Below are 25,766 nucleotides of genomic sequence, written 5' to 3' on the forward strand. Positions count from 1 at the left end.
ACGGCGTCCTGCCTTTCGAAGGAGAAAAGAATGACGGAACAGAACTATCCGGTATATGCCGAAATTACCGGTCCGATCGTGATGATCGGCTTTGGCTCCATCGGCCGCGGCACCCTGCCCCTGATCGAGCGCCATTTCAAATTCGACAAGAGCCGGATGGTCGTCATCGACCCGCAGATGGACGCCGAGCACCTGGCGATCCTCGAGAAGCACGGCGTCCGTCATATCCAGGAATATGTCACCAAGGACAACTACAAAGACCTCCTGAAGCCGCTCCTGACGGAAGGCGGTGGCCAGGGCTTCTGCGTCAACCTCTCGGTCGATACCGGCTCGCTCGACCTGGTCAAGCTTTGCCGCAAGCTCGACGTGCTCTACATCGACACCGTCGTCGAACCTTGGCTTGGCTTCTATTTCGACAAGAACATGAAGAATGCCGACCGCACCAACTACGCTCTGCGCGAAACCATGCGCAAGGAGAAGGCAAAGAATCCCGGCGGTGCGACGGCGGTCTCCACCTGCGGTGCAAACCCGGGCATGGTGTCCTGGTTCGTCAAGCAGGCACTCGTCAATCTCGCCAATGACATCGGCGTCAAGTTCGAAGAGCCGGATCAGCATGACCGCGAAGGCTGGGCCAAGCTGATGAAAAAGGTCGGCGTCAAGGGCGTCCACATTGCCGAGCGCGACACGCAGCGCACCAAGCATCCGAAGCCGCTGAACGTCTTCTGGAACACCTGGTCGGTCGAAGGTTTCATCTCTGAAGGCATGCAGCCGGCCGAACTCGGCTGGGGCACGCACGAAGAGTGGATGCCGAAGAACGCCAAGAAGCACAAGAAGGGCTGCCAAGCCGCCATCTACCTGGAACAGCCGGGCGCTAACACCCGCGTCCGTACCTGGTGCCCAACCCCGGGTCCGCAATACGGCTTCCTGGTCACCCACAATGAGTCGATCTCGATCGCCGACTATTTTACCGTGCGCGACAAGGACGGCGACGTCACCTTCCGCCCGACCTGCCACTACGCCTACCATCCGGCCAACGATGCCGTGCTTTCGCTGCACGAGATGTTCGGCAATGGCGGCACGCCGCAGCCGGTTCACCACGTCCTCGATGAAGACGAACTGGAAGACGGCATCGACGAACTCGGCGTACTGCTCTATGGCCACGACAAGAACGCCTATTGGTACGGTTCGCGTCTGTCTCTCGAAGAGACCCGCCGCATCGCTCCATACCAGAACGCAACCGGCCTGCAGGTAACCTCCGCAGTGCTCGCCGGCATGGTCTGGGCGCTCGAAAATCCGACCGCCGGCATCGTCGAAGCGGACGAGATCGACTACAAGCGCTGCCTCGAAGTGCAGTTGCCATATCTCGGCCCGGTTGAAGGCCACTACACCGACTGGACGCCGCTTGACGGCCGCCCGGGCCTGTTCCCGGAAGACATCGACACCAAGGATCCTTGGCAGTTCAGGAACATCCTGGTTCGCTGATCGACAGATCATCCGAACAGTCAGAAATTCGAATGCCCGCACAGGTCGTGCGGGCATTTTTGTTACGTTTGTTGGATAAATCGAAGTGACGGGTTCTGGAGCCTTGCTTTCGCCAGATGGCCACGCCATGGTTCCCGCAACCAATATGACATTAGTCCGCCTTCAATCGCGGGAGATATTTATGAAGATCAGAACCAGCATTGCCCTTCTTGCCGCCGCCGCAGCGTTGTCCGCCTGCGTCGATTTCGGCGGATCGAGGTCTCCGCCGGCCATGCACGCCAGCGTCCAGCCGCAGACAGGGGTAGAAGGCAACTGGAGCGATGCGAACGGCCTCATTTCGACCTTCCAGGCCGGCACCTTCACCACGCACACCACCGACAGCAACACGGTTCTGGCTTCGGGCACCTATAGTACCGTTTCCCCCAGCCTGATCGAAATCAACATGACGTCGCTGGTGCGCAAGACGCAGTCCAAGATCAACTGCGCCCTGATCAACCCTTCTCAGCTCAACTGCACCTCCGATGCCGGGAAGCAGTTTTCGCTCAATCGTCGATAGGGGCTGAAACAGGCTCTGCGGACGGATGAAAGCCATGCGTAGAATGGCGCTCTATCTCGTTCTCATCGCCTCCTTGCCGCTCGCCATCCTGGCGGCGGCTTTGCCTGCCAACAGCTATAAAGCACAAGGAATCGCGGCGCTCGATTGCGACGGACCGATGAGCGTCTTCATCATCGCCCTGCCTGCCTTGCTGATCTATGCCATCGGCACGATCCTGCTTTACCGCGATCGGCGCCGGCGCCTTCATCGCGTCGCAGCACTTTGCTGCCTGCTCGTCACTCTTACCATCGGCTGGAATCTCGTCGCCGCCGTGCGAGAGTCCCATGGTACTGCCTCCATTGAGGCCTGCGCCTGACGCAGCGACTTCTTTCAGGCAAATTTGCAAAATCCTAATAAACCCAACAGCTTTTGCTTGCGCTCTTTCCGCCGCGATGGAAAGATTCGACACGGGGGTACCGCCGCGGGACATGGGCGGGCCGGATATGGTGAGCAACAGGAGAAAGAGATGACGAAGCCCTTCGGTATGGGTCTTTTGGCCGCCGCGGCCTTGGCGCTCAGCGCCAGCACCGCCTTCGCGGATTACCAGCTCAACATTCTGCACTTCAACGATTTCCATTCGCGCGTGGAATCGATCAACAAGTTCGACGCGACCTGCTCCACTGCGGAAGAAAGCAAGAATGAATGCTTCGGCGGGGCAGCACGGCTGAAGACCGCAATCGACCAGCGTCGCGCCGCACTCGCCGGCCAAAATGTCCTGTTGCTCGATGCCGGCGACAATTTCCAGGGCTCACTGTTTTACACGACCTACAAGGGGGCTGCCGAGGTCGAATTTCTCAACGCTATGAAGCTCGACGCCATGACCGTGGGCAACCACGAATTCGATGATGGCGAAGGCCCGCTTGCCGCTTTCCTCGACAAGGCGCAATTCCCGGTCGTCACCGCCAATCTTGTCGTGGACGAGCAGTCGAAAATCGGCGACCGCATCAAGAAATCGATCGTGCTCGATATCGGCGGCCAGAAAATCGGTATCGTCGGCGCGGTCACGACCGAGACGCCCGAACTCTCCTCGCCTGGCCCGCATATCAAGATCACCGACGATGCGGCTGCCATCAGTGCCGAAGTGGATGCACTGAAGGCGCAGGGCGTCAACAAGATCATCGCGCTCACCCATGTCGGCTATCCGCGCGATGTTGCCCAGATCGCCAGGATCGCCGGCGTCGATGTCGTCGTCGGCGGTCATTCGCACACGCTGCTGTCGAATACCGATCCGAAAGCGGCCGGCCCCTATCCGACCATGGTCGACAACCCGGCGGGCTATAAGGTCCCGGTCGTCCAGGCCGCTTCCTACAGCAAGTATCTCGGCGACGTCGTCATTACCTTCGATGACAACGGAGTCGTCAAGGAAGCCAAGGGCGATCCGATCCTGCTCGATTCTTCGATCAAACCGGACCCGACCATTGCCGCCCGCGTCCAGGAAATGGCCAAGCCGATCGAGGAACTGCGCCAGAAGGTCATTGGCGCTTCGCAGGCCCCGATCGAGGGCGCACGCGAGATTTGCCGCGTTCAGGAATGCTCCATGGGCAATCTCGTCGCCGATGCCATGCTCGACCGTACGAAAAACCAGGGCATCTCCATCGCCATCCAGAACGGCGGCGGCCTGCGCGCCTCGATCGGCGCCGGCGACGTCACGATGGGCGACGTGCTGACCGTGCTGCCGTTCCAGAATACGGTCGCCACCTTCCAGTTGACGGGTGCCGATGTGAAGGCAGCACTGGAGAACGGCCTCAGCCAGATCGACGACGGCGCCGGCCGTTTCCCGCAGGTCGCTGGTCTCAAATATACCTTTGACAAATCAAAGCCGCCCGGCGACCGCATCGTCTCCATCACGGTGCAGGAAGGCACGGAGTTCGTGCCGCTAGACCCTAACAAGACCTATGGCGTCGTCAGCAACAATTACATGCGCGCTGGCGGGGACGGTTACGTGGTCTTCGCAAAGAATGGCAAGAATGCCTATGACTTCGGCCCCGATCTGGAAGGCGTCGTTGCCAATTATCTGGCATCGCACAATCCCTATAAGCCCTACACCGATGGCCGCGTGACGCAGGTCGGCGGCACCGCGGCCACCGCCCAGCCAGAGGCAGGCAAGCCGGCTGCAACGCAAGAGGCAGCGGCATCGGATCAGAAACCCGTCCCGGCTCCGGCCGATACCGGTGCAGCTTCCTCCACAACAGCTCCTGCTGCCTCGACACCCGCCACCACGACACCCGATACGTCAACATCTCAGACGACGGCACCCGCCGCGACTGCTCCGACGACTGCCGCGCCGGCAACAACAGCCCCCGCGACTGCCGCTCCCGCCACGACAACGGCGCCAGCCGCTTCAACGCCGAGCACCACCACGACCCCAGACACGTCGACGTCTCAGACAACGGCGCCCGCAGCGACCCCGCCGACGACCACCACCGCCCCCGCTACAACGGCTCCGGCTGCTGCTGCTCCGGCCACAACGACGACAGCGCCCGCCGCTTCGACGCCCGAGACCAAAGCACCGGCAACGACTGCGCCCGCCACAACGACCACCACGCCGACGACAACGGCTCCTGCTACCACAATAACTCCGGAGACCGCCGCACCAGTGCCCCAGGCTAGCGAGCCGCCGAAAACACCGGCTACCCACGTCATCGCCGCCGGCGACACGCTCTGGGATATCGCCAAGACCTATTACGGCGATGCCGGCGCATGGCACAAACTCGTGGCCGCCAATCGCAATCTCAAGCCGCGCCACCTCACCATCGGTCGCGAATTGAAGATTCCGGCCAAGTAAGGACGATTTGTCCCGTAAAAGTCAGCCGGTCCGGGCTTTCCCGGGCCGGCTTTTGTTCCTATGTGAGGTGCTCCGTTTCGTTGAGAGGAACACAATTGATGATCGCAGAAGCCTCGGCCGGCCAACCGCAGCAAAAATCCGGCAAGATCGGCGTCCTTCTCGTCAATCTCGGCACGCCCGATGGCACCGACTACACGTCGATGCGGCGCTATCTGCGCGAATTCCTGACCGACAAGCGTGTCATCGAGTGGTCGCCGTGGAAATGGTATCCGATCCTGTTCGGCATCGTCCTCAACACCCGCCCCGGCAAGGTCGGCAAGGCCTATGAGACGATCTGGAACAAAGAAAAGAACGAGAGTTTCCTACGCACCTATACGCGCAACCAATCGGATTTGATGGCCGCTCGGCTGATGGATCTGCCGAACGTCGTCGTTGATTGGGGCATGCGCTACGGCAAGCCTTCGATCGGTGAGCGCATCCAGGTGCTGAAGGATCAGGGGTGCGACCGTATCCTGCTGTTTCCGCTCTACCCGCAATATGCGGCCGCGACCACCGCCACCGTCAACGACAAGGCTTTCGAAAAGCTGATGGCCATGCGCTGGCAGCCGGCGTTGCGCACCGTGCCGGACTATCATACCGACCCGACCTATATCGAGGCACTCGCGAACTCCATCACCCGGCACCTCGCGACACTCAACTGGCAACCGGAGAAGATCCTGGCCTCCTTCCACGGCATTCCACTTTCCTACTCCGAGAAGGGCGACCCCTATTATCGACAATGTGTCGAGACCAGTCGGTTGCTGCGTGAAAAGCTTGGCTTGTCCGAAGACCGGTTCATGCTCACCTTCCAGTCCCGCTTCGGACCGGAGGAATGGCTGCAACCTTACACGGACAAGACGGTGGAGAGCCTTGCCAAGGAAGGCACGAAACGCATCGCCGTCCTCAACCCCGGCTTCGTCTCGGATTGCCTGGAAACGCTTGAAGAAATTGCCGAACAGGCAGCCGAATCCTTCCATCACAATGGCGGCGAGAAGTTCACGCACATCCCCTGCCTGAACGATAGCGAAGATGGCATGCGGGTGCTGGAGAAGGTGGTGAGACGGGAATTGCTGGGCTGGGTTTGAAGTCCGCCATACGCCTGCGGCGCCGGATGCTATTCCACCGCCGCGACGGCAGTGCTTCACTGCAATTGCGGCTTCCTGAGAAAGCTGCTGCGATCAGCCGATTTGACGCGTAGCCATGCTTCCCGGCCGTTGCGCAATATCCTCATGGGGATTTCCGCGCCGGCGGGGCCGCTTTCCCATACCTTGCGGTAAAAATCGGCCAGGCTGTCGACCTCGCCGTCCCGGATTTCGGAGATGACATCGCCTCGCTGCAAGCCCGCTTGAGCGGCCGGGCCTCCTTCCGCCACGCTCATGACCACGACCTCGCCGTTGCTTTCAGCGGAGAAAGCACCGAGCCAAGGTCTCGGCGGCTTGTTGACCTGGCCTCGGTTGAGCAGGTCATCGAGAATAGGCGGCAGCAAATCGATCGGCACGACCATATTGATATCGGCCGTCTCTTCGTTCTGGGAGGCCATCTGCAGGTGAAGCGAGCCGATGCCCAGAAGCTTGCCGTGCGCATCGACGAGCGCAGCGCCGCCCCATGAAGGATGAGCGGGCGCGACGAAGATCGCCTCCTCCAGCAGATATTCCCAATATCCGGCGAATTCCTGCTTAGCCACGATATTTGCCCGGACGAATTGACCGACACCGTCGGCAATCACCACGGGATCGCCGATCCCAGCCTTGGCCACATTGCCGAATTCCAGTGCCGGAACCCCAAGCGAGCCAAGCGCCTGGACCAGACCGAAGCCGGTTTCCTGATCATAGGCAAGCGCATGAGCGGGAACCACCCGGCCGTCATGGGTCGTCAGCCAGACCTCCTCGGCTTCGGTGATCAGATAGCCGATCGTGAGTACCAGTCCGTTATCCCTGATGACTACGCCGCTGCCTTCCCGCCGGGTTCCCAACGCGCCAGCCGTAAAGGCATCTTCCGGAATTGAAGCGTGCACGGCCACGATTGACCGCAAAGTCCTGTCGATATTCATCGTCTCACCCTGGTGATGCGCCACGCCATGGCTCGGAGAGCCGCGCGGCGGCAGAAACCGGATACATTTCCTCCCCTTAAGGTATGAACATGTGTGGTCAGGTGCAAGGCCTGAGTGAAATTGAGAGGGCGCCGAAACCGTCCGTTCGGACCGAAAGCGCAAGATTTCCGCCCGCCCTTTTCACGCCGTCAAGCGAGGCACACGGTTGGCTTTCACGGCCCATTCCGCCCTTGCCGAGAACATGCTAACCCACCACATCAGATTGATCTGCTGCGCCGCCTGTTCGCCCGAATGCGTAGAGATCGCGGCAGTGTTTTGAAGTGACGCAAATCCTGCATCGTGCAGGGCGTCCATGGAGGATTTTATGGTCGTCGGTGGTTTCAGCATCGTCGTGGTCGCTTTTGTAATTCTAGTCATCCTGGTGCTGTTTGCCGGGATCAAGACCGTGCCACAGGGATATCGCTATACGCTCCAACGCTTCGGACGCTACACGCGCACACTCGAGCCGGGCCTCAATCTGATCGTGCCCTTCATCGATTCTGTTGGCGCACGCATGAATGTCATGGAGCAGGTGCTGGTCGTCCCGACCCAGGAGGTCATCACCAAGGACAATGCGAGCATAGCCGCGGACGCCATCGCCTTCTATCAGGTGCTAAACGCTGCGCAGGCCGCTTACCAGGTGACCAATCTCGAAAATGCCATTCAGAATCTGACCATGACCAATATCCGCTCCGTCATGGGCTCGATGGATCTCGATGAGCTGCTTTCCAATCGTGACGCCATCAATGACCGATTGCTGCGCGTCGTCGACGATGCGGTACACCCCTGGGGCATCAAGGTCACTCGTGTCGAGATCAAGGACATACAGCCGCCAAAGGATCTGGTCGACGCAATGGCGCGGCAGATGAAGGCCGAGCGCGAAAAGCGCGCCCAGGTGCTTGAGGCGGAAGGCCTGCGCAACGCGCAAATCCTACGGGCCGAGGGCTCCAAACAGGCTGCGGTGTTGCAGGCGGAAGGTCAGCGTGAGGCAGCTTTCCGCAATGCGGAGGCCCGCGAACGCCTGGCCGAAGCGGAAGCCAAGGCGACACGTATGGTTTCGGAAGCGATCGCCGCAGGCGACATTCACGCCATCAACTATTTCGTCGCGCAGAAATATACGGAGGCACTGACATCCATCGGCACGGCCGGCAATTCCAAGATCGTGCTGATGCCAATGGAAGCCGCTTCGCTCATCGGTTCGCTCGGCGGTATCGGCGCTATCGCCCGCGAGGTCTTCGGCGACAGCAATAATGGCGATACGCCTTCGCAGCCGTCACGTCCGCGTGCGGGCGCAACGCGATCGACCCCCTCCGTCAATCCGCTGCCGCGGGAGAGTTGAGCATGCTCGACAATCTCATTGGCGAACTTGGGCCATGGAGTTGGTGGGTGGCCGGTTTCGTACTCCTGGCTGCCGAACTCATCGCACCCGGTTTCTTCCTGGTCTGGATCGGTCTTGCCGCCGTCATCGTCGGCGCTCTCTCTTTGGCATTTTGGGACAGCGCCTTCTGGATCTGGCAGGTGCAACTGCTGGTCTTTGCGGCCTGCGCCATCATCGTCACCCTGCTCGGCCGCCGCTATGTCTACAACAACAACCAGATAACGGATGAGCCCTTCCTCAACCAGCGCGGCGCGAGCCTGGTCGGCCGCACGGCAACGCTCAACGAGCCGATCGCCGAAGGCCGCGGCCGGATCCGCCTGGACGATACCTATTGGACTGTGATGGGGCCGGACCTGCCGGCCGGAACCCGCGTCAAGGTCGTCGCCAGCAATGGACGCGATCTGACCGTCGAAATGGCGTGATCAGGCGACGCCGATCCGCAGCAGATCGTGGAAATGGACGATGCCGACAGGCCGCCGGGCGTCGTCGACGACGATCAGCGCCGAGATATTGTGACGGTTCAGCACTGCCATTGCGCCGGTCGCCAGCGTCGTTTCCTTTACCGTCTTCGGATTGCGCGTCATCACATCGTCCACCCGCATCTCTGCAAGGCTGCCGCCGAGATTGCGGGCAATATCGCCATCGGTGACGATGCCGCACAGGCAACCGTCGTCATCGATCACGCCGACGCAGCCGAAACGCATTTTCGATAGCGTCATCGCCGCTTCCGGCATGCCGGTGCCAAGGCTAACCAGAGGCACGCGGTCACCCTTGTGCATGATATCGGCGACATGCGAGAGGCTGGCGCCCAGCTTGCCACCGGGATGGAAGGTGCGGAAATCCTCGGCCGTGAAGCCGCGCGCTTCCAGCAGTGCTACGGTCAGCGCATCGCCGATGGCAAGCTGCAGCAGCGTCGAGGTCGTCGGTGCGAGCCCATGCGGGCAAGCTTCCTGCTCCTTGGGCAGCAGCAGAACTACATCCGACTCGCGCGCAAGCGTAGAGGTTTCACCGGCGGTGATGGCGATCATCGGAATCGAGAAGCGACGGGAATAGCTGATGATGCCGCGCAGCTCGGCGCTTTCGCCGCTCCAGGATATGGCGATGATGACGTCATCCTGCGTGATCATGCCGAGATCGCCGTGATTGGCTTCGACCGGATGCACGAAGAAAGCCGGTGTTCCCGTGGACGCCAGGCTTGCGGCGAGCTTGTTGCCGATATGGCCGCTCTTGCCGACACCGGTGATGACGACGCGGCCGCTGATGTCGCCGATGATCTCCACCGCGCGGCTGAAGGGCGCGGCCAGACCATTGGTCAGGGCGCGTTCCAGCGCCTCCATGCCCAGTCTCTCGGTCTCGATCGTCCGTATTGCGGATTCGATCGCACCGTTCTCGATCAGTCTTACAGCTCTCTTGTTCATGAGCGAGGCCTAACGCTTTTCTCTATTTCTGTCCACCCGAGATCGATTTTGTGCAGCGGAGATGGGTCGTCGCACCATCAAAGCAAGTTCCGTCACATGACTCCTTGTAGTCCTCTGGCAAGGAAGCGTTAACCATGGGCCTTTACGCTTGGGTAAGAATTTAAAGCATTTCAAGTAAGGTCAGACATAGATCAAATGAACATCGGCAAGAACAAGGCGGGTGGTGTTTCCCTCCGGCTGACGGCATGCGCTGCATCCGCTCTGCTGGGTTGGGTTGCGCTCGCCATGCCGATGCCGGTTCAGGCGCAATCGCTCAACACCAGCCAGAGTTCTAATCCGGCGACAGCATCGACCGACACGGACAGTTTGGATCTGCCCGGTTCGGACACGACGGGCGCGACATCCTCCAGATCCATGACGACCAACGCCGCGAATCAGGCGGCAACGGATGCGGATAGTCCGTCCAGCGCGTCTCTCCGGCTCGGCGGCATCGATCCCACGACGACGGGCTCCACGCTGGATAACGATCTGCGCCGCGTCAATCAGCGCGAGACCAGTGTCGACGATCTGAAAGCGCGGCAGCATCCGGACCGTGAGGATGTGCAGGGCATACCGCTTGGCACCTTCACCTTGCGCCCTTCCGTCAACCAATCCATCAACGTCGAGAGCAACCGCACCGGCTCGACCAATGACGACCGTAGCTTTCTGCAAACCGATCTGCGCAGCACCTTGACGTCGGATTGGGACCGCCATGCCCTGACCGTCACCGGCGAGGGCGTCTGGCAGAAAAACCTGAGCGGCACCGGCGCCGAACAGCCGACCGTCAATATCAACGCCGATCTGCGCCTTGACCTTCCCGCCGATACGACAGCGCATATCATCGCCGGCTATCAGTTCTACCGCGAAGACACCAGCGACCCGAACGCCATTGCCGGCGCTTCGAAGCAGTCGGCTGTCAATCAATTCAATACCGGCGCATCGCTGGAGCGCGATTTCGGCCTGCTGCGCGGCACGACAGCCGTCGGCCTGACCCGCACCATCTATTCCGACGCCACCCTGTCGGACGGAACACAGGTGACGCTCAGCGACCGCAACCAGACCGCCGGCACCTGGCGCGGGCGCATCGGTTACGAGCTTTCGCCTGTGCTCATCCCCTTCCTGGAGGCCGATCTCGGCCGCACCTTCTACGACCAGTCGCACGACAGCAATGGCTACGCCCGCTCGAACCAGAGCTACGGGGGCAAGGCGGGCGTCGAGCTCGACCTCGGCGACAAGATGAAGGGCGAACTAGGCTTCGGCTATCAGCATACGGAATTCGACGATTCGCGCCTCGCTTCGATCGATTCGCCGACCGTCGACGGCAATCTCGCCTGGTCGCCGCAGCGCGGCACCGATGTCAGCATCGGCCTTTCGACAACGGTCCAACCCTCCACGACGGCGGGCGAAAGCGGCTACACCGCCTATCAGTTGACGGGCACGTTGAGCCAGGAACTGCGCGACGATCTCACCGCCAAAGTAACGGGCGGCACCATCTGGCGCGTCTATCCCTCCGGCAGCACCACCTCCGACGAAACCGAATATGATGCCGCGCTTGGCCTCACCTGGGGCATCAACCGCTATCTCGATCTGACGAGCAATGTCGGCTACCAACTGACGTCACGAACGACGGGCGATGATACGCGGCAGCTCCAGGCGGGCGTGGGATTGACGGTGAAGAGGTAGAAACTGCCTAGACAGATTCGATAGGAGCGAGGGTCGTTTCTTGTCCGAACATCAGGACTCGGTTCGTCCCTGCCTACCCCCTCTCTTGCAATTTCTAAAAATTAGGCGAGGGACAAGCCCTCGCCTAATCCTAAGAAATTGCTTTCTCGCCCGCCAGGGGCGAGATGAGCTTGTTACTTCAGCGCTTCGACCAGTGCCTTGAACCCGTCCTCGATGGTAGGACGGATGTCGGCGCGGGCGAGCGCGAAGGCGACGTTGGCGAGGATGAAGCCATCCTTGGCGCCACAGTCGAAAGTCTGGCCGCGGAAGTGATAGCCGGCGAAATCCTGCTGCTGGGCAAGCTTCAGCATGCCGTCCGTCAACTGGATTTCGTTGCCCGCACCACGCTCCTGACTTTCCAGGATGTGGAAGATCTCCGGCTGCAGGATGTAGCGGCCGTTGATGAAGAAGTTCGACGGAGCCGTGCCCTTGGCCGGCTTTTCCACCATTTCGGTGATGCGGAAGCCGCTGCCGATCGTCTCGCCGACGCCGACGATGCCGTATTTATGGGTCTGGTCCGGAGCGCATTCCTCGACGGCGATGACGTTGCCGCCGCTATGCTCGTAAAGCTCGATCATGCCCTTCATGCAGCCCTTTTCGGCACGCATGACCATGTCGGGCAGCAGCAGCGCGAAGGGTTCGTCGCCGACGATCTCGCGGGCGCACCAGACGGCGTGGCCGAGACCGAGCGGCTCCTGCTGGCGTGTGAAGCTCGCCGTGCCGGCCTTCGGCAGCAGGCCGTTCAGCAGCGACAGCTCGGCATTCTTGTTGCGCTGGCGAAGCGTCTGCTCGAGTTCGAACTGAATATCGAAATAGTCCTCGATGACATGCTTGCTGCGGCCGGTCACGAACACGAAATGCTCGATGCCGGCTTCCATCGCCTCATCGACGACGTACTGGATTACCGGCTTGTCGACGACGGTCAGCATCTCTTTCGGCACCGCCTTGGTCGCCGGCAAGAACCGCGTCCCTAGTCCGGCGACCGGAAATACTGCCTTACGCACCTTTTTATGCTGTCCCACTCATACCTCCTGGGAATTGCGTCGCTTTTGCGCCAAAGCTACTCGAAGGGTCAGTAGTATAAATTTGCTACTGTTTTGCAAATGATGACTGACCCCGGCTTCCATGGTAAAGAATTTGTTGACTTCGTTCCTGTAGTGTCACGCTTGGGCGAATGCCACGGGCATCGCCGCACCCGAAATCCAAGTATTGATGGACACGGCTGTTGATGACCCCAAACCGCAAACACTCCCTTCGTGGTCTCGCCCTGGCGCTCGCGCTCGGTGCCGTTGCGGGACTAACCCCCATTAACGCCAATGCGGACGCTGGGTTCCAGAAATGGATCGCGGGCTTCTACGATACCGCAGCCAAAAGCGGCATCACGCAGTCAACCTATCGCAAAGCATTTGCCGGCGTAACGGACCCAGACCCCACGGTCCTAGAAAAAGCTCAGTACCAACCGGAATTCAAATCCGAGATCTGGGATTATCTAGATTCCCGCGTCAATCCCTATACCGTTGATGTTGGCCGGAAGATGGCGGCCAAATACGGTTCCACACTTCGTTCCCTTGAACAGCATTTCGGCGTGGACCGCAATATCATCCTGGCTATCTGGTCGATGGAATCGAATTACGGCGCCGTGCTCGCCAAGGACGAGAAGCTGCATTACGTGCCGCGTGCTTTGGCAACTCTCGCCTATGCCGATCCGAAGCGTGCTGGCTACGCCAAAAAGCAGTTGATCGCCGCGTTGAAGATCCTGCAGAGCGGCGACGTGCCGCGCGAAGAGCTCAACGGCTCCTGGGCCGGCGCCATGGGCCACACGCAATTCATCCCGACCAGCTACCTGCTCTATGCGGTCGACGCCGATGGCAATGGCCATGCCGATATCTGGAACTCCATTCCCGACGCGCTGGCAACGACCGCCAATCTGCTGGCAAAGAACGGCTGGAGCACTGGCCGCACCTGGGGCTACGAAGTGACCGTACCGCCCGGCGGCGCGGCGCAACTCGGCAAGACCCACACGATCGCGCAATGGGCTGCCATGGGTTTCGTACGCCCGAACGGCAAGAGCTTCCGCCTCACCTCCGACCGCGCGCAACTGAAGATGCCGGGCGGACCTAACGGCCCCGGCTTCCTGATGGCCGGCAACTTCTTCACCATCAAGCGCTACAATGCCGCCGATAGCTACGCGCTTGCCGTCGGCCTGCTTGCCGATCAGATCGCCGGCTCTGGCGGCATGCAGCAATCCTGGCCGCGCCCGAGCGGTACGCTGGATGTGAAGCAGAAATTCGAGCTGCAGACCCGCCTGAAGGAACTCGGCTATTACGACGGTGTCGTCGACGGCAATTTCGGCTCCGGCTCCAAGGCCGCCATTACCGCCGTTCAGCAGCGATTCGGCATGAGCGCCGACGGCGAGCCGTCGATGAACCTGTTGAACGCCCTGCGCAAATAGGTCGCCGCGGTCGCAATGAGTCTTGGATTCTCTGGACGGCAGCGCCGCTTTCATGCGACCATGGCGCAGCGAGCGGAAAAGAGCCCGATGAAAAACCGACCTGTCCGCGCGGCCATGGCTGCTGCGAAAGCGATCCTCACGGCGCTTCTTGCAGTATGCTTCGCGTTTGCCTGCCTGCTCACGACGGCCGAAGCGCAGGAGCGGCCGCGCAGGACATTGCTCGACATGCTGTTCGGCAGTTCGGAACCCGATATTCCCGAGCAGCAGCCTGCGCCGAGACGCACCATACGGCCGCATAAACGAGTCGCTCCGCCGCCACGCCAGGTGGTGGTGGCTCAGCCGGAGACGCCGCCGGAGATCCCGAAACTGCCCGACGCCAAGACGATCCTCGTCGTCGGCGATTTTCTGGCGGGCGGCCTTGGCGACGGATTGGGCGATGCCTTTTCCACCTCTCCCGGCGTCGTCGTGCAGACGCGCAGCACGGTCGCCTCCGGCCTTGTGCGCCAGGATTATTATAACTGGCCGCAGCAACTGCCCGCCATGATGGATCAATTGAAACCGGCCCTGGTCGTCGTCATGATCGGCGCCAACGACCGCCAGCAGATGACGGGTGACGGGCTCAATGAAAAATTCGGCACCGATCCATGGTACCTCGCCTATGAGGAACGCGTGGAGCAGTTCGGCAAGCTGGTGACGAGCCGCCATATCCCCCTGCTCTGGGTCGGCCTTCCACCCTTCGGTTCAAGCCAAATGACGGCCGACGCCGTAAAGCTCAATCAAATCTACCAAAGCCAAGTCGCAAGTATCGGCGGCGAGTTCATCGATATCTGGGATGGCTTCACCGACGAGAACGGCGCGTTCATCGTCACCGGCTCAGACATCAACGGCCAGCAGGTGCGGCTCAGAACCGCCGATGGCATCAATCTCACGGCAGCGGGAAAACGCAAGGTCGCCTTCTACGTCGAAAAACCGACGCGCCGGTTACTCGGCGATCAGGCGAGCCCGGATATCACCCGCCTCGACACCGGCAATCAACTGCCAGCCGAACAGGTCAATCTGCCGGCAACGGAGATGGAAAAGATCACCCGCACACAGCCGGTCAGCCTCTCCGATCCCAATCTCGACGGCGGCGCGCAGCTCCTCGGCGGCACCCCCGCCCAAACCTCGGTCAGCGAATCTCCTCGTGACCTCCTGGTCGAGAAAGGCCAAATGGCCCCGGCACCGACCGGACGCGTCGACGACTATCGGCTGCCGACGCCGGATACGCCGGTAGACAACTCCGCAAAATAAAAGGGCCGCACTTCGCGGCCCTCTAAATATCAGCAGATGCGCTTCGCTTACCGCGGCAGCACTGTCGAGCCCATCAGGGCCTCGTCGATCGCGCGGGCGGCCTGGCGGCCTTCGCGGATGGCCCAGACGACCAGGGACTGGCCGCGGCGGACGTCGCCGGCGGTCCAGAGCTTATCGACCGAGGTCTTGTAGTCCTTGTCGTTGGCGACGACGTTGGTTGAGCCGCGCTTGTCGGTGTTGAGCGTCAGCTTGCCGTCGAGTTCCTTCAGCACGCTGTCGGTGAAGGGGCCGCGGAAGCCGATGGCGATGAAGGCGAGATCGGCGCGGATGACGAATTCCGTCCCGGCGATCGGCTTGCGGCGCTCATCGACTTCGCAGCACTTCACGCCGGTCAGCACGCCGTCTTCGCCCATGAATTCCAGCGTTGCCACCTGGAATTCGCGCACGGCACCCTCGGCCTGCGAGGAGGAGGTGCGCATCTTCGTCGCCCAGAAGGGCCAAACAGCGAGCTTGTCTTCCTTTTCCGGCGGCTGCGGGCGGATATCGAGCTGGGTCACCTTGACAGCACCCTGACGGAAAGCGGTGCCGACGCAGTCGGATGCCGTGTCGCCGCCACCGACGACGACAATATGCTTGCCGCCAGCGAGGATCGGATCGGACGGCCAACCGATACTGTCGATGTTTTCACGGCCGATGCGGCGGTTCTGCTGCACGAGATAGGGCATGGCGTCATGGACGCCGGCTAGCGTCGTGCCGGGAATGCCCGCTTCGCGCGGGGTTTCCGAGCCGCCGCAGTAAAGAACCGCATCATAATCAGCCAGAAGCTGCTCGGCCTTGACGTCCACGCCGACATTGACGCCGCAATGGAAGGTCACGCCTTCGCCCTTCATCTGCTCGACACGGCGATCGATGAAGTTCTTCTCCATCTTGAAGTCCGGAATGCCGTAGCGCAGCAGCCCGCCGGGCTTCGTCTCGCGCTCGTAGACATGGACATCGTGACCAGCCCGGCCAAGCTGCTGAGCCGCTGCCATGCCGGCAGGGCCGGAGCCGATGACGGCGACCTTCTTGCCCGTATGGACGGTTGCCGGTTCCGGACGGATGAAGCCGAGCTCGTAGGCCTTGTCGGCAATGGCCTGCTCGACCGTCTTGATCGCGACCGGAGCATCCTCGAGATTCAGCGTGCAGGCTTCCTCGCAAGGCGCGGGGCAGACGCGGCCGGTGAATTCCGGGAAGTTGTTGGTCGAATGCAGGTTGCGGATCGCCTCTTCCCAATTGTTGTTGTAGACGAGGTCGTTCCAGTCCGGAATCTGGTTGTGAACCGGGCAGCCGGTCGGGCCGTGGCAATAGGGAATGCCACAGTCCATGCAACGCGCGGCCTGTTTCTGTACTTCCTGGTCCGACATGGGGATCGTGAATTCGCGGAAATGCCGGATGCGATCCGATGCCGGCTGATACTTGCCAACCTGCCGGTCGATTTCCAAGAAGCCTGTTACCTTGCCCATGCTTTCGTTTCCTCACTCAAAATAGAGGAGCCGATGGCTCCCGTGCCTGAAGGCAAATCCCGCTGCCCCGTCCGGCACTGTAATTCAAAACCGATTCCGCTTTTCGACAGTTGCGATCGCCAGTTCGGCGATCGCAATCGGACGCGAAATCCTCGAAGGGAAGACGAGCCGCAGCGGATCACTCCGCCGCCACGCCCATCCGGCTACGCTCCATCTCTTCCAGCGCACGACGGTATTCGACCGGCATGACCTTGCGGAATTTCGGGCGGTAGTCGGCCCAGTGATCGAGGATCTCCTTTGCCCGCGTCGACCCGGTGTAGTGGAAATGGTTCGAAATCAACTGGTAGAGGCGCTCTTCGTCGTGGCGCGTCATGTCACCGGAGACGTCGACGCGTCCCTTGTGCATGAGGTCGCCGCCGTGATGATGCAGCTTCTCCAGCAATTCATCCTCTTCCGGAACCGGTTCCAGCTCGACCATCGCCATGTTGCAGCGGCGGGCGAAATCGCCCTTCTCGTCAAGCACGTAAGCGACGCCGCCCGACATGCCGGCTGCGAAGTTGCGGCCGGTTTCGCCAAGCACGACGACGACACCGCCGGTCATGTATTCGCAGCCGTGGTCACCCACGCCTTCGACGACGGAGATGGCGCCGGAGTTGCGCACCGCGAAACGCTCGCCGGCGACGCCACGGAAGTAGCACTCGCCTTCGGTCGCACCGTAGAGCACGGTGTTGCCGACGATGATCGAATGTTCGGCTGAGATCCGCGAGTTTTCCGGCGGACGGATGATGATGCGGCCGCCCGAAAGACCCTTGCCGACATAGTCGTTACCGTCGCCGATGAGGTTGAACGTGACGCCGCGTGCCAGGAACGCGCCGAAGGACTGCCCGGCGGTGCCTCTCAGCGTGACGTTGATCGTGTCATCCTTCAGGCCACGGTGACCATAGCGCTTGGCGACGGCGCCCGACAGCATCGCGCCAGCCGAACGATCGACGTTCTTGATGTCGACTTCGAAGGCGACAGGCGTCTTGCTGGCAAGCGCCGGCTCCGCCTTCTCGATCAGCTTGCGGTCGAGAATGTCGACGATCGGGTGCTTCTGCACGGTCGTCCAATAGGTCTCTTCCTTCGGCGCCTCGACCTTGTGGAAGATGCGGCTGAAGTCGAGCCCCTTGGCCTTCCAATGGGCGAGCATATCGTCCTTCTCCAGCAGTTCCGAAGCGCCGATGATGTCGTCCAGCTTGGCGGCGCCAAGCGAGGCGAGGATTTCGCGCACTTCCTCTGCAACGAAGAAGAAGTAGTTGATGACATGCTCCGGCGCGCCCTTGAAGCGCTTGCGCAGGACCGGGTCCTGCGTCGCGACGCCAACCGGACAGGTGTTGAGGTGGCACTTGCGCATCATGATGCAGCCGGCCGCAATCAACGGCGCGGTGGCAAAGCCGAATTCGTCTGCGCCGAGCAGCGCGCCGACGATGACGTCGCGGCCCGTCTTCAAGCCGCCATCCACCTGCAGGGCAACGCGTGAGCGCAACCCGTTCAGCACGAGCGTCTGCTGTGTCTCAGCAAGGCCGATTTCCCAAGGCGAGCCGGCATGCTTCAGCGACGTGAGCGGCGATGCGCCCGTGCCGCCATCGAAGCCGGCGACGGTGATGTGATCGGCGCGCGCCTTGGCGACACCGGCGGCGACCGTGCCGACACCGACTTCCGAGACGAGCTTGACCGAGACATCCGACGTCGGGTTGACGTTCTTCAGGTCGAAGATGAGCTGCGCCAGATCTTCGATCGAATAGATGTCATGATGCGGCGGCGGCGAGATCAGGCCGACACCCGGCGTCGAATGCCGGGTCTTGGCGACGGTGGCGTCGACCTTGTGGCCGGGCAATTGACCGCCCTCGCCGGGCTTCGCACCCTGCGCAACCTTGATCTGCAGCACGTCGGCATTGACCAGATATTCCGTTGTCACACCGAAGCGGCCCGAGGCGATCTGCTTGATCGCCGAGCGTTCCGGGTTCGGCGAGCCGTCGAAGAGCGGCATGTAACGGTCGGATTCCTCGCCGCCTTCACCCGTATTCGACTTGCCGCCGATGCGGTTCATGGCGATTGCCAGTGTCGTGTGCGCCTCGCGGCTGATCGAGCCGAAGGACATGGCGCCCGTCGAGAAGCGCTTGACGATATCGGCTGCCGGCTCGACCTCGTCGACCGAGATCGGCTTGCGGCCGAGTGCTTCCGCACCCTTGACCTTAAAAAGACCGCGGATGGTGTTCATCCGAAGCGCCGACTGGTTGACCATCTCCGAGAACTCGCGATAGCGGTCTTCGGCATTGCCGCGCACGGCATGCTGAAGGGCGGCCACGGCATCCGGGGTCCAGGCGTGGCTTTCGCCGCGCATGCGGTAGGCATATTCACCGCCGATATCGAGCGTGCTTGCCAGAATCGGGTCACGGCCGAAGGCCGACCGATGACGGGCAACGGTTTCCTCGGCGATGGTTTCGAGGCCGATGCCTTCGATCATCGTCGCCGTGCCGAAGAAATATTGATCCACCAGTTCCTGCCGCAGGCCGATCGCATCGAAGATCTGCGCGCCGCAATAGGACTGATAGGTCGAGATGCCCATCTTCGACATGACCTTGAGGATGCCTTTGCCGACCGCCTTGATATAGCGGTAGACGACTTCGCTCGCATCGACTTCCTTCGGGAAATCGCCGCGCTGATGCATGTCGAGCAACGTGTCGAAGGCGAGGTAGGGGTTGATCGCCTCCGCGCCATAGCCGGCGAGCAGGCAGAAATGATGCACTTCGCGCGGCTCGCCGGTTTCAACGACGATACCGACCGATGTGCGCAACCCCTTGCGGATCAGGTGATGGTGGACGGCCGCAGTCGCCAGCAGCGCCGGGATCGCGATGCGGTCCGGGCCGATCTGGCGGTCGGAGAGCACGATGATGTTGTAGCCGCCGCGAACGGCCGCCTCGGCACGCTCGCAGAGACGATCGAGCATTTCCGGCATGCCTTCGGCACCGCGTTCGACATCATAGGTGAAGTCGAGCGTCTTGGTGTCGAAACGATCCTCCGTATGGCCGATCGAACGAATCTTTTCCAAATCGCCATTGGTCAGGATCGGCTGGCGTACTTCCAGCCGCTTGGCGTTTGCCATGCCGGTATGGTCGAGTAAGTTCGGACGCGGGCCGATGAAGGAGACGAGGCTCATCACCAGCTCTTCGCGGATCGGGTCGATCGGCGGGTTGGTTACCTGCGCGAAGTTCTGCTTGAAGTAGGTATAGAGCAGCTTCGGCTTGTCGGACATGGCCGAGATCGGCGTATCCGTACCCATGGAGCCGATCGCTTCCTGCCCCGTCGTCGCCATCGGCGACATCAGGATCTTGGTGTCTTCCAGCGTATAGCCGAAGGCCTGCTGGCGATCGAGCAGCGACACGTCGCGGCGTAGCGCCCGCGGCTCCACCGGCTTCAGGTCTTCGAGGATCAACTGCGTGCGGTTGAGCCAGTTACGATAGGGATGCTTGGTCGCAAGTTCTGACTTCACCTCGTCGTCCGAGATGATCCGGCCCTTTTCCATATCGATAAGCAGCATCTTGCCTGGCTGCAGGCGCCACTTCTGAATGATCTTTTCTTCCTCGACCGGCAGAACACCGGCCTCGGACGCCATGATGACGCGATCATCGTTGGTGACGAGATAGCGGGCCGGACGCAGGCCGTTGCGGTCGAGCGTCGCGCCGATCTGCTTGCCATCCGTGAAGGCGACAGCAGCCGGACCATCCCACGGCTCCATCAGGGCGGCATGATATTCGTAGAATGCCTTGCGTTCCGGCGCCATCAACTGGTTGCCAGCCCAGGCTTCCGGGATGAGCATCATCACGGCATGCGCCATGGAATAGCCGCCACGCACGAGGAATTCGAGCGCGTTGTCGAAGCATGCCGTGTCCGACTGCCCTTCGTAGGAAATCGGCCAGAGCTTGGAGATATCGTCGCCGAACAACGGCGAAGACACCGATGCCTGGCGCGCCGCCATCCAGTTGACGTTGCCGCGCAACGTGTTGATTTCGCCATTATGGGCAACCATGCGATAGGGATGCGCCAGCTTCCACGACGGGAAGGTGTTGGTGGAGAAACGCTGATGCACGAGGGCGACCGCCGATTCGAAACGCGGATCGGAGAGGTCCTTGTAATAGGCGCCGACCTGATAGGCGAGGAACATGCCCTTGTAGACCACGGTCGAGTTCGACAGCGAGACCGGGTAGAAGTTGCTCTCTTCGCCCTCATATTCCGCATAGATGCGGTTGGAAATCACCTTGCGCAGGGTGAAGAGGCGGCGCTCGAATTCCTCATGCGTGCCGGCGTCTCGGCCGGCGCCGATGAAGACCTGCACATGATGCGGCTCGGTGGCAGCGATTTCCGGCGCCTTGGAGAGCGAGGAGTTGTCGACCGGCACGTCGCGGAAGCCGAGCAGAACCTGGCCCTCCTCGGCGACGACCTGCTTGATGGCCGTCTTGAAATGCTCGATCAGCGCCGCGTCGCGCGGCAGGAAGAAATGGCCGACGCCATATTCCCCGGCCTTCGGCAGGATGACGCCCTGCGCCGCCATCTCCTCGCGGAAGAAACGGTCCGGAATCTGCACGAGAATGCCGGCACCGTCGCCCATCAGCGGATCGGCGCCGACAGCGCCGCGATGCGTCAGGTTTTCCAGAATGAACAGGCCGTCGCGCACGATCTGGTGCGACTTCTGGCCCTTCATATGCGCGACAAAGCCAACGCCACAGGCGTCATGTTCGTTGCGCGGATCGTAAAGGCCCTGTTTCGGCGGGATACCGAAGGCGGCACGTTTCGACGTATTGACCGTAGCGGCAGCCTTTGCTGCTGCGATGTGGTCAAAAGTCTTGGACGGCGTCCTGTTCGTCATCGTTTTCCCTCCGGTAAGGCCCGCATCACGGGCGATCCTTCGTCCCGCGCCGCCCCGTTATCAGGTCCGACGCGCGACAGCGCTGTTGCATTGTGAAGATCGGGCCGCAGACCATGACCCCTTGGTGGAGCCCGTCGTCAGCGTTCCGCGCCTTGCTTATTCCACCGCCGCTCCACTTGGTCGCCTGACGGCTCCACGGGACATGCTCGCGATAACTATAGCTCGAAATCCCGATATCGTCAGGACCCTCTAGCGCATCTTCGGCCTTGGCGGCCAAAATAGGACAGCAACCCTGTCCTAATTCATCAGCTCTATGCCAGAAAGCGACGGGCTCCGCAAGAGCAAAACGGCAAATTATCGCTAAGTTGCGACGGAAGATTGCCAATGCTTCAAAATTCGAGCAAGAAAGTTTCGCTGCACCGCATCATTTTGTTTGTTGATTGCGCAGATCAATTTCTGTGATGCGTCCTTCAGCATCACGCTCTTGATCCCCTGCGACATTGGATTAATGTCCGGCAGACCTCCGGTAACCCTCCCGCAATCCCGTTAATTCAGTTGGTGCATATCCATGTTCTTTGCTTCCGATAATTGGGCCGGCGCCCATCCTAAGATCGCCCAGCGTCTTCTCGCCGAATCCGGCGGTTTTGCCGCAGCCTACGGTACCAGCGATCTCGATCAGAAAATTGAAGCCAAATTCGCCGAGATTTTCGAGCGTAAGGTCGCCGTCTTCTTCGTCGCGACAGGCACGGCCGCCAATTCTCTGTCGCTCGCCAGCGTCCAGAAGCCGGGCGGCATCAGCTTCTGCCATCCAGAAGCGCATGTGGCCGAGGACGAATGCGGGGCGCCGGATTTCTTCAGCGGTGCGCGGCTGGCGACGGTCGAGGGTGCGGCCGGTAAAATTGACGTGAAGGCGCTCGCCACCAAGGTCGCCCGCTTTCCGCAGGATGACCTCCATCACGGCCGCGCAGCGGCGGTGACGATCACCCAGGCAACGGAGGTCGGCACGGTCTATTCGCTCGCTGAAATCGATGCCATCGCGTCCGTCTGCAAGGCAAACAGTCTGCCGCTGCACATGGACGGTGCTCGTTTCGCCAATGCGCTGGTCGCGCTTGAGGTCAGCCCGGCGGAGATGACCTGGAAGCGTGGGGTCGACATTCTTTCCTTCGGTGGCACCAAGAACGGCTGCTGGTGCGCCGAGGCAATCGTCTTTTTCAATCCGGAGCAGGCGAAGGAGATGCATTTCATCCGCAAACGCGCTGCCCAGCTCTTCTCCAAATCGCGTTTCATCGCCGCGCAATTCGACGGCTATTTCGAAGATGGCCTCTGGCTCGACCTTGCCCGCCATTCCAACCGCATGGCCGATCGTTTGCGCGCCGGCATCGAACAAGCCGCCACCGCACGCCTCGCCTGGCCTACGGCTTCGAACGAAGTCTTTGCGATCATCTCGAAATCGGCTGCTAAGACCGCCGAGGACAAGGGCGCAAAATTCTACGAATGGCCGATCCCGGAATCGCAGCCCGAACTGGTGAACGGGAACGAGACCCTGATCCGCCTCGTCACAAGCTTCGCCACGACCGAAGACGATGTCACCGGCTTCCTAGCTTGCCTCACCTGATTTTCGGGTAAAAAAGGAGCGCCGTAGCTGTCCCACCGGGGCGCACGCGGCGCTCAACACCTCATTTGGAGGTCAATTCTGATTTGAATGCACGAATAGTGCGGAATTTGAAACGTCTTGGCCCGATTGGCCCGGCATGTGGCGGGTTATGACCGTCATTGCCATGACGCAGGCGACCAGCCCGCAAATAAATATCGCACCATATTTCATCGGGCTGATTTTCCTCGACTCAGCTCGTTTATCCTAGAAAATCGTACCAACAAAAGCTGACCCGAACCTGAATGAGTGAATCAAAACGGCGGGACACGCGGAAAGCGAAACAACAGCCGGCGAAGGAATTCCAGTAGGCCTTTTACTTCTATCTATTTGATAGGAAACAAATTTCTAGATTTTAGAAATAGCGAATCCGATAGATCAGGCGGATCTCAGCCCCCGCACCTTCATCAGAATGTCCTCCGACAAGGCGCTGACCAGCAACTGATCCGCGCCCTTGCGCGGCACCAACACAAATTCGACATCCTCCAATGCCGGCAGCCAGCCAGGGGCAATTTCCGACAGACCCGTCGGCGCCATGCTGCGGGGCTGAACGAGGACGCCCATGCCGGCCCGTGCCGCCGCCGTCAAGCCGCTGAGGCTGCCGCAGGTGCAGACGATGCGCCAGGGCACCTGCTGACGGCGCAAGGCTTCCAGTGCCACGGCTCGGGTAACGCTTGGGGCGGGAAAGGCGATCAACGGCAATGGCGCCGCAAGCTTCCGAATGCGCTCCGGATCACGCGCCAGCCAGATCAGCGGTTCGCGATAGACGAGCCTTCCCCTGGCATCGCCTAGACGGCGCTTGGCAAGAACGAGGTCGAGGTCGCCGTTATCCTGCATCTCATAGAGCGTGCCACTGAGGGCGACCGTCAATTCGAGATCGACCGAGGGATGCGAGCGAACGAATTCCTCCAGCACATCCGGCAACTGGCTGGTGACGAAATCCTCCGAGACGCCGAGCCGCAGATTGCCGCGCAGGCTGTTGCCGGCGAAGAGCTGCTGCACCTCCCCCTCGATCGACAGCATTTGCCGGGCATGACCAAGTAGCGCCTCGCCGTCGCCGGTTAGCACCACCCGATGCGTGTCGCGCGCCAGAAGCTTGCGTCCGAGCGTGGTCTCCAGCCGCTGAATATGCTGGCTAACCGTGGACTGGCCGAGGCCGAGCCGCTCGGCCGCGAGCGTGAAGCTGCCCATCTGCTCAACGGCGACGAAGCTGCGCAACTGTGTGAGATCAAGCATGGCACCCATCCTGATTCGCGATAACTGTTATTCCTTGCATCGTGGATCACGATAGGTCTATGTGCAAGGACAAGTCTTACGGAATCGCAATTGGGGTTGGCACGATGCGCCGTTTTCTTCCAGACACCTTCACCATCCTGCTGGTGCTCACTGTGCTGACGGCATCCTTCTTCCCTGTGCAGGGAACGAGCGCCCACTACTTTGGCACCGCCACCAATTTTGCCATCGGCCTGCTGTTCTTCCTGCATGGCGCGCGCCTGTCGCGTGATGTCGTCATCGCCGGCCTGCTGCATTGGCGCCTGCATTTGGTCATCCTGCTGACCACCTTCGGCATTTTCCCGCTGCTGGCGCTTGCCATGGGCGTGCTGGTGCCGACCATCCTGCCGCAGGCCCTTTACACCGGCATTCTGTTTCTCAGCGTGCTGCCCTCGACGGTGCAGTCCTCGATCGCCTTCACCTCGATTGCCGGCGGTAACGTGCCGGCCGCGATCTGCGCGGCATCGGCTTCCAACATCTTCGGCATGTTCCTGACGCCCCTGCTCGTCGGCATACTCTTCTCGGTCGGCGGCCATGGCGGTGGATTTTCTTGGGACGTGCTGGAGCAGATCATGCTGCAACTGCTTGCGCCCTTCATCGCCGGCCAGATCCTGCAGCCGTGGATCGGCAATTGGATACGTTCGAAGAAGAAGATCCTGATGCCGGTCGACCGCGGCTCGATCCTGATGGTCGTCTATTCCGCCTTCAGCGAGGCCGTTGTCGAGGGATTGTGGCACACCTTCTCGCTGGTCGATATTGCCACCGTCATCGTCGCCAATATTGTGCTTCTGGTACTGGTGCTCTGCATCACCATGTTCGGCAGCCGCGCCCTCGGCTTCTCCCACGCCGACGAGATCACCATCACCTTCTGCGGCTCGAAAAAGTCGTTAGCAAGTGGCGTGCCGATGGCCAACGTCATCTTCGCCGGCCAGGGCATCGGCGCCATCGTCCTGCCGCTGATGCTGTTCCATCAGATCCAGCTCATGGCCTGCGCCGTCATCGCCCAGAAATATGCGGATGCCGCGAAGCGGCGGGAAGCAGCCAAGGCCGAAGCCGAGACAGCGGGGTCGCCGAAGGCGAACGGAGCCCCGAACGCAGCATAACGGCCATTCCAGTCATTACCCAACACAAAAGGCGGCGCCCCAA

General features: G+C 61.0%; 18 protein-coding genes. 12 read left to right on the forward strand and 6 right to left on the reverse strand.

The window, feature by feature from the left end; all coding sequences use genetic code 11:
- The first annotated feature begins 30 nt into the window (after positions 1-30).
- The 5 genes from GGD50_RS07670 (at position 31) to hemH (ending at position 5,986) form a co-directional block, all read left to right on the forward strand.
- Positions 31-1,482, forward strand: a complete 1,452-nt coding sequence (locus tag GGD50_RS07670) for a homospermidine synthase (RefSeq protein WP_107109184.1) — start codon at positions 31-33, stop codon at positions 1,480-1,482.
- Between the two features lie 181 nt (positions 1,483-1,663).
- Complete coding sequence (gene omp10 / locus GGD50_RS07675) at positions 1,664-2,038, forward strand: outer membrane lipoprotein Omp10 (RefSeq protein ID WP_107109185.1); 375 nt, start codon at positions 1,664-1,666, stop codon at positions 2,036-2,038.
- 34 nt (positions 2,039-2,072) lie between these two features.
- A complete protein-coding gene (locus GGD50_RS07680) occupies positions 2,073-2,393 on the forward strand; it encodes a hypothetical protein (protein ID WP_107109468.1) in 321 nt (106 codons plus the stop codon).
- Positions 2,394-2,543: 150 nt separating this feature from the next.
- On the forward strand, positions 2,544-4,862 hold the full coding sequence (locus GGD50_RS07685) for a 5'-nucleotidase C-terminal domain-containing protein (protein ID WP_107109186.1): 2,319 nt from the start codon (positions 2,544-2,546) through the stop codon (positions 4,860-4,862).
- A gap of 98 nt (positions 4,863-4,960) precedes the next feature.
- Complete coding sequence (hemH, locus tag GGD50_RS07690) at positions 4,961-5,986, forward strand: ferrochelatase (protein WP_107109187.1); 1,026 nt, start codon at positions 4,961-4,963, stop codon at positions 5,984-5,986.
- Between the two features lie 56 nt (positions 5,987-6,042).
- Here hemH and GGD50_RS07695 read toward each other — a convergent pair whose 3' ends face one another.
- Positions 6,043-6,951 carry a S1C family serine protease gene (locus GGD50_RS07695; protein ID WP_107109188.1) on the reverse strand — a complete coding sequence of 303 codons (909 nt, stop codon included), beginning with the start codon at positions 6,949-6,951 and terminating at the stop codon, positions 6,043-6,045.
- A 364-nt stretch (positions 6,952-7,315) separates the two neighbouring features.
- Between GGD50_RS07695 and GGD50_RS07700 the strand changes: the two genes are divergently transcribed.
- Both GGD50_RS07700 and GGD50_RS07705 read left to right on the forward strand, forming a co-directional pair.
- On the forward strand, positions 7,316-8,329 hold the full coding sequence (locus tag GGD50_RS07700; protein WP_107109189.1) for an SPFH domain-containing protein: 1,014 nt from the start codon (positions 7,316-7,318) through the stop codon (positions 8,327-8,329).
- Positions 8,330-8,331: 2 nt separating this feature from the next.
- Positions 8,332-8,790: an NfeD family protein gene (locus tag GGD50_RS07705; RefSeq protein WP_107109190.1), complete on the forward strand. Its 459-nt coding sequence runs from the start codon at positions 8,332-8,334 to the stop codon at positions 8,788-8,790.
- Here the strand turns inward: GGD50_RS07705 and GGD50_RS07710 are convergent, their stop codons facing one another.
- The gene (locus GGD50_RS07710; RefSeq protein ID WP_107109191.1) at positions 8,791-9,786 is read right to left on the reverse strand and encodes a KpsF/GutQ family sugar-phosphate isomerase; all 996 of its coding nucleotides are present in this window, start codon (positions 9,784-9,786) and stop codon (positions 8,791-8,793) included.
- A 195-nt stretch (positions 9,787-9,981) separates the two neighbouring features.
- Between GGD50_RS07710 and GGD50_RS07715 the strand changes: the two genes are divergently transcribed.
- Positions 9,982-11,508, forward strand: coding sequence for an outer membrane beta-barrel protein (locus tag GGD50_RS07715; protein ID WP_107109192.1), 1,527 nt, complete (start codon positions 9,982-9,984; stop codon positions 11,506-11,508).
- A gap of 173 nt (positions 11,509-11,681) precedes the next feature.
- On the opposite strand, the gene galU is transcribed toward GGD50_RS07715, so the two are convergent.
- Positions 11,682-12,569, reverse strand: a complete 888-nt coding sequence (gene galU, locus GGD50_RS07720) for a UTP--glucose-1-phosphate uridylyltransferase GalU (RefSeq protein ID WP_107109193.1) — start codon at positions 12,567-12,569, stop codon at positions 11,682-11,684.
- 206 nt (positions 12,570-12,775) lie between these two features.
- Between galU and GGD50_RS07725 the strand changes: the two genes are divergently transcribed.
- Both GGD50_RS07725 and GGD50_RS07730 read left to right on the forward strand, forming a co-directional pair.
- Positions 12,776-13,999, forward strand: a complete 1,224-nt coding sequence (locus GGD50_RS07725; protein WP_107109194.1) for a lytic murein transglycosylase — start codon at positions 12,776-12,778, stop codon at positions 13,997-13,999.
- 87 nt (positions 14,000-14,086) lie between these two features.
- Positions 14,087-15,289, forward strand: a complete 1,203-nt coding sequence (locus tag GGD50_RS07730) for an SGNH/GDSL hydrolase family protein (protein ID WP_107109195.1) — start codon at positions 14,087-14,089, stop codon at positions 15,287-15,289.
- A 47-nt stretch (positions 15,290-15,336) separates the two neighbouring features.
- On the opposite strand, the gene GGD50_RS07735 is transcribed toward GGD50_RS07730, so the two are convergent.
- Together GGD50_RS07735 and gltB are read right to left on the reverse strand one after the other, a co-directional pair.
- Positions 15,337-16,791, reverse strand: a complete 1,455-nt coding sequence (locus GGD50_RS07735) for a glutamate synthase subunit beta (RefSeq protein ID WP_107109196.1) — start codon at positions 16,789-16,791, stop codon at positions 15,337-15,339.
- A 178-nt stretch (positions 16,792-16,969) separates the two neighbouring features.
- Positions 16,970-21,697, reverse strand: coding sequence for a glutamate synthase large subunit (gene gltB / locus GGD50_RS07740; protein ID WP_107109197.1), 4,728 nt, complete (start codon positions 21,695-21,697; stop codon positions 16,970-16,972).
- A 568-nt stretch (positions 21,698-22,265) separates the two neighbouring features.
- On the opposite strand from gltB, the gene GGD50_RS07745 reads away from it, so the two are divergent.
- Positions 22,266-23,312, forward strand: coding sequence for a threonine aldolase family protein (locus GGD50_RS07745; protein WP_107109199.1), 1,047 nt, complete (start codon positions 22,266-22,268; stop codon positions 23,310-23,312).
- Positions 23,313-23,726: 414 nt separating this feature from the next.
- On the opposite strand, the gene GGD50_RS07750 is transcribed toward GGD50_RS07745, so the two are convergent.
- Positions 23,727-24,584 carry a LysR substrate-binding domain-containing protein gene (locus GGD50_RS07750; protein ID WP_107109469.1) on the reverse strand — a complete coding sequence of 286 codons (858 nt, stop codon included), beginning with the start codon at positions 24,582-24,584 and terminating at the stop codon, positions 23,727-23,729.
- Positions 24,585-24,688: 104 nt separating this feature from the next.
- Between GGD50_RS07750 and GGD50_RS07755 the strand changes: the two genes are divergently transcribed.
- Entirely contained in the window at positions 24,689-25,723 is a 1,035-nt protein-coding gene (locus GGD50_RS07755; RefSeq protein ID WP_107109470.1) for a bile acid:sodium symporter family protein, read from the forward strand.
- The last annotated feature ends 43 nt before the right edge of the window (positions 25,724-25,766 follow it).

The sequence above is a fragment of the Martinezella paranaensis genome, assembly GCF_014200235.1.
In the GTDB taxonomy this organism is placed as follows: Bacteria; Pseudomonadota; Alphaproteobacteria; order Rhizobiales; family Rhizobiaceae; genus Rhizobium; species Rhizobium paranaense.